Source organism: Nonomuraea sp. NPDC003804 (assembly GCF_040610675.1).
GTDB lineage: Bacteria > Actinomycetota > Actinomycetes > Streptosporangiales > Streptosporangiaceae > Nonomuraea.
The window spans coordinates 22,780-34,464 of sequence record NZ_JBEXMT010000035.1 but is presented as its reverse complement, the minus strand read 5'-3'; the positions used below and the strand labels follow the sequence as shown (position 1 = coordinate 34,464).

9 protein-coding genes are annotated in these 11,685 nt (G+C 72.9%); 4 read left to right on the top strand and 5 right to left on the bottom strand.

The features are described 5' to 3' along the window. Window positions 1–3 precede the first annotated feature (3 nt). Together ABZX22_RS36765 and ABZX22_RS36760 are read left to right on the top strand one after the other, a co-directional pair. A complete protein-coding gene (locus ABZX22_RS36765) occupies window positions 4–240 on the top strand; it encodes a hypothetical protein (RefSeq protein WP_354918879.1) in 237 nt (78 codons plus the stop codon). 217 nt (window positions 241–457) lie between these two features. Beyond that, complete coding sequence (locus ABZX22_RS36760) at window positions 458–835, top strand: hypothetical protein (RefSeq protein ID WP_354918876.1); 378 nt, start codon at window positions 458–460, stop codon at window positions 833–835. On the opposite strand, the gene ABZX22_RS36755 is transcribed toward ABZX22_RS36760, so the two are convergent. From ABZX22_RS36755 to ABZX22_RS36745, 3 genes are all read right to left on the bottom strand, one after another. Then, window positions 836–1,909 (bottom strand): LacI family DNA-binding transcriptional regulator, encoded by a 1,074-nt coding sequence (locus ABZX22_RS36755; protein WP_354918873.1) that lies wholly within the window; start codon window positions 1,907–1,909, stop codon window positions 836–838. It abuts the gene before it with no gap. A 159-nt stretch (window positions 1,910–2,068) separates the two neighbouring features. Continuing rightward, on the bottom strand, window positions 2,069–4,132 hold the full coding sequence (locus ABZX22_RS36750; protein WP_354918870.1) for a beta-galactosidase: 2,064 nt from the start codon (window positions 4,130–4,132) through the stop codon (window positions 2,069–2,071). An 86-nt stretch (window positions 4,133–4,218) separates the two neighbouring features. Continuing rightward, window positions 4,219–7,599, bottom strand: a complete 3,381-nt coding sequence (locus tag ABZX22_RS36745) for a BTAD domain-containing putative transcriptional regulator (protein ID WP_354918867.1) — start codon at window positions 7,597–7,599, stop codon at window positions 4,219–4,221. A gap of 143 nt (window positions 7,600–7,742) precedes the next feature. On the opposite strand from ABZX22_RS36745, the gene ABZX22_RS36740 reads away from it, so the two are divergent. Then, window positions 7,743–9,098 (top strand): FAD-binding oxidoreductase, encoded by a 1,356-nt coding sequence (locus tag ABZX22_RS36740; RefSeq protein ID WP_354918864.1) that lies wholly within the window; start codon window positions 7,743–7,745, stop codon window positions 9,096–9,098. 109 nt (window positions 9,099–9,207) lie between these two features. On the opposite strand, the gene ABZX22_RS36735 is transcribed toward ABZX22_RS36740, so the two are convergent. Both ABZX22_RS36735 and ABZX22_RS36730 read right to left on the bottom strand, forming a co-directional pair. Continuing rightward, window positions 9,208–9,996, bottom strand: coding sequence for a hypothetical protein (locus tag ABZX22_RS36735; protein ID WP_354918861.1), 789 nt, complete (start codon window positions 9,994–9,996; stop codon window positions 9,208–9,210). A 219-nt stretch (window positions 9,997–10,215) separates the two neighbouring features. Next, window positions 10,216–11,094, bottom strand: coding sequence for a LysR family transcriptional regulator (locus tag ABZX22_RS36730; protein ID WP_354918858.1), 879 nt, complete (start codon window positions 11,092–11,094; stop codon window positions 10,216–10,218). A 111-nt stretch (window positions 11,095–11,205) separates the two neighbouring features. Here ABZX22_RS36730 and ABZX22_RS36725 point away from each other — a divergent pair, with 111 nt between their 5' ends. After that, window positions 11,206–11,682, top strand: a complete 477-nt coding sequence (locus tag ABZX22_RS36725; protein WP_354918855.1) for a cupin domain-containing protein — start codon at window positions 11,206–11,208, stop codon at window positions 11,680–11,682. Window positions 11,683–11,685 lie beyond the last annotated feature (3 nt).

The following is an 11,685-nucleotide window of genomic DNA, read 5'->3' as shown; positions in this document are numbered from 1 at the left end:
GTAGTGCGCGTCGAGGCCCGCGTGGAATTGCCGCATCACGAGGCCGCGCAGGACCAGCCCCTCCCTGCCCGGCGCGTAGCAGGCGATCCGCCGGGCGGCGAGCAACTCCTCGGCGATCGCGTCGAGCTCGGTCCCTGGCACGCTCCCGACCGCGGCGGCGATCTCCTTCATGGCCTGCGCGGCGTCGTCGGCGAGCCGGCTGTCCGTCGTCATCGCGACCTCCTCGAGCGGCGCCGCTGATCCGGGGAACGAAGCCGTGATCAGCGGAAACTCTGTCCCAAGAATCATTCTGCTGTTCGTGCTTCTCCTGCGGCGCGCCGCCGCGTGCCGTACTGGGCGGATCTACCGTGAGCGCCAGGGCCGACGTGATCGGGGGATGCACGTGCCACAGAAGACAGAGGAAGTTCCGCCCGCCCGCTTCGTCCGGAGCGGTCCGTTGCCGCCCCATCGCGACATCGTGTTCTCCCAGCGCCTGGCTCTGGCCACCGTTCTCGTGCTCGCCATGGCCGCGGGTGTCGGCGGCTGGCTGGGCTCGGCGTCGGCCAGGCAGCCCGCGCTCCCCGCGCTCCCCGCGCCGGCCGCGGCGCCGCGCGCCGTGGTCACCGTCACCGCCTCGCCGCACGCCCAGGCGAGGAGCACGGCGTCGCCCGCTCCGACCCCGTCCGTGACTCCCGCCGCCAGGAAGCCGGAACCGCGCACGAAGGAGGAGAGCATGCGCGCGCGGCAGCGGCTGCTGCTGCAGACCGCCAGCCGGCGCGAGCTCACGAAGGGGTTCTGCGCCGCTTTCACCGGCCTGCGGCGCGACTACTGTTGGGAGTTGCTCCTGAGGCGCTGATCACCTCGGGGGGCGGGCCGTGCTGTTCCTGACCACGAGGCGGGGCGGGACCAGGTCGGTGCCGGGCTCGGCGGCACGGCCTTCGCGGATCTGGCGCAGCACCCGCTGCACGCATCTCCTGCCCACCTCGGCGAAGTCCTGGTGGACCGTGGTCAGGGGCGGGACGAAATGGGCGGCGTCGGGGATGTCGTCGAAGCCGACCACGCTGATCTGGTCGGGGATCGCCAGGCCGCGCTCGTGGAAGGCGCGCAGCAGCCCGAGAGCCATCTGGTCGTTGGCGGCGAACACCGCGGTGCAGCCGGGTTCGCCGGCGAGGCGGAGACCGGCGCCGTAGCCGGACTCCGCCGACCAGTCGCCGTGCAGGGGCGGAGGGACCGGACAGCCCGCCGCTTCGAGCGCGCCGCGCCAGGCCTGGGCGCGGCGCTGGCCGGCGTAGGACGTCCGCGGCCCGGTGACGTGCCAGACGGTCCGGTGTCCGAGGTCGAGCAGGTGGTGGACGGCCCGCCGCGCCCCGTCGGCCTGGTCGGTGTCGACCACGCTGTAGCGGTCTCCGGCGTCGGAGTCCACGACGACGACGTGCACACCGGGCGGCAGGCTCACGGTCCCAGCGTCGAGCAGATGGATCCCCATGATGACGATGACCGCGTCGACGGCCAGCTCCCCCATCCGGGTGAACGCCCCGAGCACGTTGTCCTGGGTCGGCACGTCGATGGGGATCAGCGTGATGGCGTAGCCCTCGGCCGCCGCGTGCGTGGCGATGGCCTCCACCGTGCGGCTGTTGCCGGTCGACGCCAGGTCGAAGAGGATGACCCCGATGGTGTTGAACCGGCCGTACCGCAGCGCGCGGGCCGCGCTGTTGGGCCGGTAGCCCAGCTCCCGCATCGCCGCCAGCACCTGCTCGCGGGTCGACCCGATGACGCCGGGCTGGCCGTTGGAGACCCGGGAGACGGTCTGCGCCGAGACGCCCGCCAGCTTGGCGACGTCCGCCATGGAGACGCGCTGCTTACGGCGGCCGCCCGGGATGCCCGACCCGCCACGCTGGACACCACCGGTGGGCGTGGCGCCCCCGTCCATAGTCTCACCCCTTGCCTGCCCTCGGCCGATGCTCTACCGTACCGCAACAAGTTTACGTAAACATCACCCTGAGGAAATCTCTGACTCCTCTGCGTCGCCATCGCGATCGCGGTGATGTCGACGTCGCGGGCGGCCGGCCTTCTCATGGCGGTTCGCCGGTCAGGAGGCGGGCACCGGCTCGTGCGGCCGGCGCAGGACGCACACCTGGCGGGGGGCCAGGGTGAGGCCAGGGGCGAGGCAGGGAGCCTGCACCACCTCGCCCGCCACGTCGCCCACGGCGACGCTCCGGTCGGTGCGGTTGATGAGGAACCAGTAGTCGGCGTCGCCGCCGGTGCGGATCGCCAGCTCCACCGCTCCGGCGACCGCTGCCGGGAGTTCGGGGCGCACCCCGCTGAAGGCGAGAAGCCGGGACAACACCGGGCCCAGGCCCTCGGGCCCCAGCCTGGTCGAGACGTAGGACGCCGAGCCCGGCCCGACGGGCCGCGTGGTCACGGCGGGCCGTCCCGCGTGGTCGCCGGACGCGTACGAGGCGACGATCTCGACATCCGGCGCGACGACGTCGATCCGATCGGTCCACAGCGTGCCGGACACGCCCAGATCGAGGTCGACGCGGTCGCCCTCCAGCAGCGGCCCGAACTCCTCGATCCGGATGCCGAGCAGATTCCGCAACGGGCCGGGATAGCCGCCGAGCCAGACGTGGTCGTTCTCGTCCACGATGCCGGAGAAGTAGGTGGTGACGAGATGGCCGCCGCCGGCGACGAACCCGTTCAGGCGCTCGGCCAGCTCTGCCGGCACGACGTGCAGGATCGGCGCGACCACCAGGTCGTAGTGCGAGAAGGAGTCGCCGGAGGAGATGACGTCGACCCGCACGCCGGCCGCGGCGAAGGCCGAGTACCAGTCGAGGGCCTCCTGGCGGTAGCGCAGCCGCGACGTGGGATGGGAGTCCAGCTCGCCGGCCCACCAGGAGTCCCAGTCGAAGACGATCGCGGCCGCGGCCCGCCGGCGGCGCGTCCCGGCGACCGGCGCGAGCGCCCGCAGCGTCGCGCCGAGATCGACGACCGACCGGAAGACCTCGCTGTCGGTGCCGGCGTGGGGAACCATCGCCGAGTGGTACTTCTCGGCTCCCGCCGCGGACTGCCGCCACTGGAAGAAGCACACGGCGTCCGCCCCGTACGCCACATGGGTCAGCGAGTCGCGGGCCAGGCCCCCCGGCTTCTTGGCCAGGTTGACGGGCTGCCAGTTGACCGCGCTGGTCGAGTGCTCCATCAGGAACCAGGGCCGTCCCCCGGCCAGCGAACCGGTGAGATTGGCCGAGAACGACAGCTCGTCCTGCGCCTGCGGTCCGGTCAGCAGGTAGTGGTCGTTGGACACGAAGTCCACCTCGGGTGCCCAGTCGGCGTAGTTCATGCCGCTGGTGTCACCCATGACCATGAAGTTCGTGGTGACCGGGATCCGCGGCGTCAGCTCCCTCAGCACGCTCCGTTCGGCCCGCAGGTAGTCCTTGAGCGCGTCGGAGGAGAAGCGTTTGAAGTCGAGCTGCTGGGTCGGGTTCGGGTAGGAGGCGGCCAGCCGAGGGGGCAGGATCTCCGCCCAGTCGCCGTACCCCTGGGACCAGAACGCCGTCGCCCACGCCCGGTTCAGCTCCTCGATCGTGCCGTACCTGTCGCGCAGCCAGATCCGGAAGGCCGCCGCCGCGTCATCGGAGAAGTCGTAGACGTTGTGGCAGCCGAGCTCGTTGGAGACGTGCCAGGCGGCCAGGGCCGGATGCGTTCCGTATCTTTCCGCCATGGCGCGGACCAGGCGCAGGGCGTGCTCGCGGAAGATCGGCGACGTCGGGCGCCAGTGCTGGCGCGCGCCCGGCCACAGCGTGCGGCCGTCACGGTCGACGGGGAGGATCTCCGGATGCCTGGTGGTCAGCCACGGCGGCGGGGACGCGGTCGCGGTGGCCAGGTCCACGGCGATGTCGTGGGCATGGAGCAGATCCATCACCTCGTCCAGCCACTCGAAGGTCCACACGTCCTGGCGGGGCTGGAGCCGCGCCCACGAGAAGATGGCAAGCGAGACGATGTTCACCCCGGCCCGGCGCATCGCCCTGACGTCCTCCTCCCACACCTCCCTCGGCCACTGCTCGGGGTTGTAGTCGGCACCGAAGGCCAAGCGTCCGCGCGAGCTGTCCGAAGGCCAGCGAAGCCAGCCCGGCCTGGACTCGTCATTGATCGTCACAACCACTCCTGCCGGTCACCCAGTCCCATGTTTACGTAAACATACGCTATCGGGCCCGCCCGGTTCGAGTCGTCCGGGCGGGCCTCCTACCACTCCAGAGCGGTGAGCAGCCGGTCGCTCTCGCTCGTCCAGTAGGCCAGTCCCAGGCGGGCGTGGGTCTCCCGGGCCCGCCGGGCGTGCCGGCGCGCGAGGTCGCGATCGCCCGTCGCGCCGGCCAGTTCGGCCAGCACCATGTGCATCGATCCCCACGCGGCACCGCCCATGCCGCTCACGACAAGCCGTTCGGCGTACGGCGCCAGCCTGCGGTAGTGGGCGGCGGGGTCGGGTGCCCGCAGCCGCGCGGCGACATGACCCCAGACGACCGTCAGGAACTCGGTGGCCCAGTCCTCGCGGACCTCGCTGCCCCACCGCTCCAGCAGCCGCCGGGCGAGCGCGGTGTCGCCGACGTCGAGAGCGGCCAGCACGGCGACGGGGCGCAGCGGCACGAGGCCGGGGTCGTGCGCCCGGGAGATCAGCCGGTCGGCGATCTCGGCCACCCGGCCCTGACCGCGCCTGCAGGTGTACAGGGTGATCAGACCGGGATAGTCGACCGCCCACATGCCGATCCCCTCGAGCAGCGCGGTGAACTCGGCGGCCAGAACCTCGGCCCGTTCCCAGTGGCCGCGCAGGTTGTGGCCCGCGGCCTCGGCGATCCGGGCCATGCCGGTGAGCTCGGGCCGCTTGAGCTCGTCCACCAGCCACCGGCAGCGGGACAGGTCGCGCTCCCAGGCGGCCAGCTCGCCGGCCCGCAGCAGGTGCGCCATGCGGAAGACCCGCGCCACCGCCTCGGTCGGCGGGTCCAGCGGCAGGGACAGCATCTCCTCGACCGCCTGGCGGCGCTGCTCCTCGCGTTCCGGCACCCATGCCGCCACCAGGTAGTTGTTGAGCGAGCGGGCCAGCAGGCCAGGATCACCCGTACGGCGGGCCACCCGCACGCCCTCCTCGGCCAGCCGTTCCCCCTCGGCGCGGCGCGGGGAGTAGTAGAGCTCCAGGCCGAGGTTGCCCAGCACGGTCGCCCGTTCGGCGTCGCCCAGCGGCTCGGCCACCAGGCTCTCGAGCAGGGCGATCATCGTCGCGTCGACCTCGCCGTAATGGCGCCAGTTCCACACCGACAGGCCACCGAACACCTTGACGGCCTCGATCAGCGTGGCGCGGTCGCCGATCCGGGCGGCGAGCGTGATCGCCTCCTCCAGCGCCGACCGTGCCCCGCTCAGATCCCCGACCACTCTCAGCGCCTCGCCGTGGCCGACCAGCAGGGCGCAGCGCCGCGCGGGATCGGCGGGGCCGAGCGCGGTGAGAGCCTTCGCCCACCAGGTGACCGCCTCGGCGTACGCGCATCGCGAGGCGGCCTGGCCGGCGGCCCGGACGGCGTAGTCGACCGCCTGCGCCGCGCCGCCGGCGCGGGAGGCCATGACGAAGTGATGGGCGAGCACGGACACCTCGACGCCGGGCAGCGTCTCCAGCGCCAGTCCCGCACGCAGGTGCAGCTGAGCCTTGCGGACGCGACTGAGGTCGGCGTAGAGGGCGTCGCGGACGAGGGCGTGCGAGAAGCGGTAGTCGAAACCGTCCGGGACCTCGACGAGCAGCCCCGTCGCCACGGCCGGTTCCAGCAGCGCCATGACCTCCTCCGCGGGTGTGCCGCTGACGGCTTCGAGCGCGTCGAGGCTCACCTCCCGGCCGAGAACCGCTGCCGAGCCGAGCAGGGCGCGGGTCTGCTCCGGCAGCCGGGCCACGCGGCGGCCGATCACCTCCCGCACCCCGGCCGGGACGCCGAGGGAGGCCGCGTCGAGCCGGTGCTCGCTGCCCAGCAGCCTGATCAGTTCGCCCAGATAGAAGGGGTTGCCGGCGGTCCGGTCGAAGAGCACGCCGGCCAGCCGCGGGTCGGGCAGGCCGCGCCCGGTCAGGTAGGTGAGGACGTCCTCCCTGGTGAAGGGCGGGAGCGCGAGGCGCTCGGTGCCGCGTTCGCGGGCGAGGGCGGCCAGGGTGTCGCGCAGCTGGTCGGGGTCGCCGCCGGGTTCCGGCCGCATGGTCGCCAGCACCAGCACCGACGTCCTGTGCAGCGCTCCCGCCGCGAAGGCCAGCAGGCGCAGGGACGACGCGTCGGCCCAGTGCAGGTCCTCCAGCACGACGAGCACCGGGCCCACCGACCCGAGCGCGTGGACCACGCGTTCGTGCAGCTCGAACAGGGCGGCGCCGGGGTCACCGTCCCGTCTCGCGGTGACCCCGGACAGCGCGCCCAGCGCGTCGGCGGCCTCCTCGCCGAGGTCGCGCAGCACCTGCAGCCATGGCCAGAAGGCCGGGGCGCCCGTGTCCTCGGCACAACGTCCCCACGCGACCGCCAGTCCCAGCGCGTCCGTCTCGTCCGCCACCGCCTCGGCGAGGCTGGTCTTGCCGATCCCCGCCTCGCCGGAGACCAGGAGCACGCCGCCCCGGCCGCGCCGGGCTTCCGCCAGGCGCTCGCCGACCCGCTGGAGCTGCTCCTGCCTGGCGACCAGCCCGTCCCTCACGAGGGTGCCGGCCGGGACAGGACCGACGGGGACGGGACCGACCGGGACAGAGCCGGCCGAGACAGAGCCGGCCGAGACAGAGCCGGCCGAGACAGAGCCGACCGGGACCGGACCGGCAGGGACGGCGGCGGCCCGGGCGGGACCGGCAGGGGCCGGTTCCAGAACCGGCGACTGGTCGAAGACATCCCGCTCCAGCCGCCGCAGCTCTGGACCCGGCTCCAGGCCGAGCTCGTCGGCGAGCCGCGCCCGGACCCTGCGCAGTGCCGCCAGGGCGTCGGCCTGCCGTCCCGAGCGGTAGAGGGCCAGGACCAGCAGCCGCCACACGCGCTCCCGGAACGGGTACTCCTCCACCAGGCGTTCGAGATCGGCCACGCACGAACCGCTGTCACCCAGCGCCAGCCGGGCCTCGAACCAGTCCTCGGTCGCCGAGGCACGCAGCTCGGTGAACCGCGCGACGACCGGCTGGACGAAGTCGTGGCCGGCGAACTCGGCGAGCGGCTCGCCGCGCCACGTCTCCAGCGAGCGGCGCAGGAGATCGGCCGCCGTGTCGTGGTCGTGCTGGACGAGCGCCCTGCGGCCGTCCTCGGCGAGGGTGGTGAAACGGACCAGGTCCACCTGGTGGGGTGCGACGGCCAGTAGGTAGCCGGGTTCCCTGGTGATCAGCACCTTCGGCGGCGTGCGCGGCGGCCGCCCCGGCTCCAGGGCGCGGCGGAGCTGGGAGATGTAGGCCTGGAGCGTTCCCGTGGCGCTCGACGGCGCCTCCCCTGACCACAGCTCGTCGATGAGGCGGTCGAGGGAGACGACGCGCCCCGGCTCCAGGGCGAGTACGGCCAGCACCGCCCGCTGCTTGCGCCCCCCGAGATCGACGGCATGCCCCGCCGAGTCCGCCACCTCGAACGGGCCGAACAGCCGAAAGTCCACGCTTCCTCACCAGAGCCGGAAAAACACTCGAGAAGTGTAGAGCCATGCCGCGGGAACCCGTGGACTCCTAGTCACCTCCTACTCGCCTGCAAACCAGCTGCGGCAGGCTATGGCGCGAATGCCGCAGTGATCAGGAGGAACGTGTGACATCCATCGGAACCGACCTGCGCCGCGTGGTGCGCGGCCGTGTCCTCGCGCCCGGCGACGACGCGTTCGAGACCGCCAGGCTGCCCTGGAACCGGGCGATCGACCAGCAGGTACGGGCGGTCGTCGAGATCGAGGACGCGGCCGACGCCGCCGCCGTCATCCGCTACGCCAAGCTGCACGGCGTCGGTGTCACCGCGCAGGCCGGCGGGCACGGCGCCTCGTCCCATCTCGACGGGACCATCCTGGTCCGCACCGGACGCCTGCGGGGGATCGACGTCCGGCCGGAGCAGCGGATCGCCCAGGTCGAGGCGGGCGTGCAGTGGGGCGACCTGCTCCTCGCGACCGGCAAGCACGGGTTGACCGGCCTGCCGGGCAGTTCCCCCGTCGTCAGCGTCACCGGTTACACCCTCGGCGGCGGCATGAGCTGGTTCGGCCGCCGGTACGGGCTGGCCGCCAACGCCGTGCGCGCGTTCGACGTCGTCGACGCCGACGGCGCTCGCGCCCACGTCACGGCGGAGTCGGACCCGGACCTGTTCTGGGCCCTGCGCGGCGGAGGCGGCGACTTCGCGCTCGTGACCTCGATGGAGGTGGACCTGCACCCGGCGCCCGTCCTGTACGGCGGGCGGCTGCTGTGGCCGGCCGACCGCGCCCCGCAGGTGCTGGACGCCTTCAGGGAGGTCACCGCCACGGCCCCGGACGAGCTGACCGTCTGGTTCACCATGCTCAGGTTCCCGCCGCTCCCCCACGTGCCCGAGCCGTTGCGCGGCCTCGCCGCCGTCGCGATCGACACCACGTACCTGGGCGCGGACGACGAGGCGCGGGCCCTGCTCCAGCGCTTCGAGACCATCCCGGGCACGATCCTCGACACGCGCGCGCCCATGGCGCTGGACGCCCTCGGCGGCATCTGCGCCGAGCCGACCCAGCCCGTGCCCGGGATGCAACGCGGCGACCTGCTGGTCGGGCTCGACGACGACGTGGCCGCCGACCTCCTCGCGGCGGCAGGCGGCATCGCGCCGCTGGCCGCGGTGCAGGTGCGTCACCTCGGCGGCGCCCTGAGCCGCCCGACCCCCGGCTCCGGCGCGTGCGGCCATCTGGCGGAGCCGTACCTGCTGGGGTTGCTCGGCCCCGTCCCGACTCCTGAGGCGGCACAGGCGGTCAGGGAACGGCAGGCGGAGATCTCGCGCGCGCTGATGGCCCACACCACCGGCCGCAAGCCGTACACCTATCTGGGGGGCGGGGAGAAGACCGCCGCCGCCTTCCCCCGGGACGTCATGTCGCGGCTGCGTGACATCAAGCGCCGTCGGGACCCTGCCGGAGTCATCCGGAGCAACCACCCCGTGCTCATCTCGTGAGACGGTCCGCCCGCGGGCGAGGGCGGACCGGCGGTCATCGCGGAGCGGACGGACGACGGCGTCCTCCGGATCCGCGGCCGCCGGCCTGCCCGGGACCGTCGGGCAGGCCCTAGTTGTACTTGTACAGCCGTGTCGCCACCTGGCGGTCGTCGTCGAACACCGAGGCGCGGTACATGCTCACCGGAAGGTCGTCGTGCACGGCCTTCCCGCAGGTGTTCAGCCCGGCCAGCTGGTGGATCTCGAAGCGCGCCGTGGGGTCGCCGTCCAGGAAGTACTCCGCCCGCGCCTGGTGCCGGTCGGCGCCGGTGTCACACGCGTAGACGGAGGTCTTCTTCCCGCCGAAGCACATGCTGGCGGCGCCCTTCGTCGAGGTGCAGATCTCGGAGCGGGCCCGCGCACCGGCCGGGGTCACGCGGGTTTCCCGCTTGACGGGGTTCTTGGTGACGTCGGGGACCGTCCGCCACGCGCTGACCCTGATCCGCTCATCACCGCTGTAGACGGCGGCCCTGAACGTGACGGTCTTGCCGATCCGGCGGTTTCCCTTGATCTCACCCTTGCGGGCGAGGTTGTGGATGACGTACTTCGTGCCCAGGTAGCCGTTCTGGTAGTACTCGACCGCGGCGTGGAGCCTGTCCTTGCGCGTGTCCTCGATCGTTATGCCGGGCAGGGAGCCCTGGTCCACTCCCACGCACGCCCTCGCGCCTTTGACGCGGACGCACTCGGCCGGCGCCGAACCCACCGTTGTGGACACCGCGGCCGGAGTGACCACGCCGACCGCCGCGGTGCTGACGCGGGCCATCGGAGCAGGACGGGCCTGGACCTCCGCCGCGGCTCCCTCCACGCCGAACGCCGCGGTCATCACCATGACCACGGCGGCCAACCTGCGATCTAATACCACTCGTCCCTCCAACCTCAGCTGTCACATGTTCCAGGTGTGACGCGCCGCATGCGGTAAAGGTTCGGATGTGGAGGGATATGACCGTCAGGCCGTGGCCGGTCGCGCTCCCGGGCCGTACCGGTGAAGCAGCGGCTCACCGCGGTTCCACGGCTTCATCTGCCCGCTCTTCTCCGCACATGCTATGGACCCCGCGCTGGGCCAGGCTCACCGCGGCTCGCGTCAGGCGGGGGCGACGCGGGCGAGCGCGTTCAGCAGGTGCGGCAGCGCGGGCCCCGGTGGGCCCGGGGGTACGGCCAGCGACGTGGTGAGGGCGGGCTCGGCCAGCGGCCGCAGCGTGACGCCCGGAAGCACCGGCAGCCCGTTGACCTCGTAGAAGACCGTCCACGACGGTGTCCCGGCGCCGATCGCGGTGAGGGTCTCCTGGAAGCCGGTGAACGGCGGCCCGAGCGTGGGTTCGGCGCCGGCCGCGCGCATCGTCCCGACGACCAGGTCGTGGAACGGGGGATTGTCCTGTCGTGGCGCGAGGCGGAGCGGCAGGTCGGCCAGGTGCGCCAACCGCAGGTCGGGCGCCTCGGCCCGGGGATCGCTCGAGGGGAGCGCGACGTACAGGGCGTCGGTCCAGACCGGGAGCAGCTCCAGCCCCGGTGCCGCGGTCATCGCCCGGACGAACGCGGCGTCCAGTTCCCCGGAACGCACCGCGGCCAGCCGCTCGGCCAGCGGCAGCCGCCGCGGCCTGACCCGCAGCCGCGGAGCGAGGCGCGACAGCTCCGCGAGCACCTGGAAGATCCGGTCACCCGGCCCCTGGATGACGCCCAGCCGGAGCACGCCGTCCGTGCCCGCGGCGATGTCGGCGGCCACCTGCCTGGTGCGATCCGCGGCGGCCAGGACGGCACGGGCCTCGGCGAGCAACCGCTCGCCCGCACCGGACAGGCTCACGTGCCGCGTGGAGCGGTCGAACAGCCGCACGCCCAGTTCCCGCTCCAGCCGCTGGATCTGCTGGCTGACCGCCGACTGCACGATGCTCAGCCGCTCGGCCGCGCGGGCGAACCCGCCTTCCTCGGCCACCGCCACGAAGTACTGCAGCTGGCGAAGCTCCACGCGTTACCCCGATTTATCGCGATCGGTGATTTCTGCAGGTGACAACTGCCGGTGGCTCCGGTGATGTTCCCGCGATCGAATGAAAGCCCGCTCTCGATCAAGGAGATGACCATGACGTCCATCGGTGGAGCGCTTGTCGTGCGCCCGGAGGAGGCCGAGGAGGTGGCCCTGCCGGACGGCGGCGGTTTCCGCCTGCTGGCCGACGCCGGCCATACCGGTGGTGCGCTGGGGGCCAACCGCCTCGTGCTGGGCGAAGGCGCCGTCGGCGCCCGCCCGCACCACCACGTCCGGTCCACGGAACTGTTCTACGTCGTCGACGGCGAGCTGGAGTTCTGGCTCGACGGCGCCACGACGCGGGTCGGCAGGGGCGGCGTGGTCGTGGTGCCGCCACGGACGCCGCACGCCTTCGGCGCGGCGCCCGCCCGCACCGCCGAACTGCTGGCGGTCCTGACACCCGGTGTCGACCGTTTCGGCTACTTCCGCGCTCTCGGGCGCATCCAGCACGGGCTGGACTCCTTCGAGAGCCTGCTGCCCGAGCAGGAACGGTACGACGTGCACTTCCTCGACGCCACCGTCTGGCCCCGCTGAGCA

Bases quoted from the DNA above. Each gene is read 5' to 3' on its own strand.
- ABZX22_RS36725 (WP_354918855.1), top strand. From the start codon at position 11,206: ATGACGTCCATCGGTGGAGCGCTTGTCGTGCGCCCGGAGGAGGCCGAG.
- ABZX22_RS36755 (WP_354918873.1), bottom strand. From the start codon at position 1,909: ATGGACGGGGGCGCCACGCCCACCGGTGGTGTCCAGCGTGGCGGGTCG.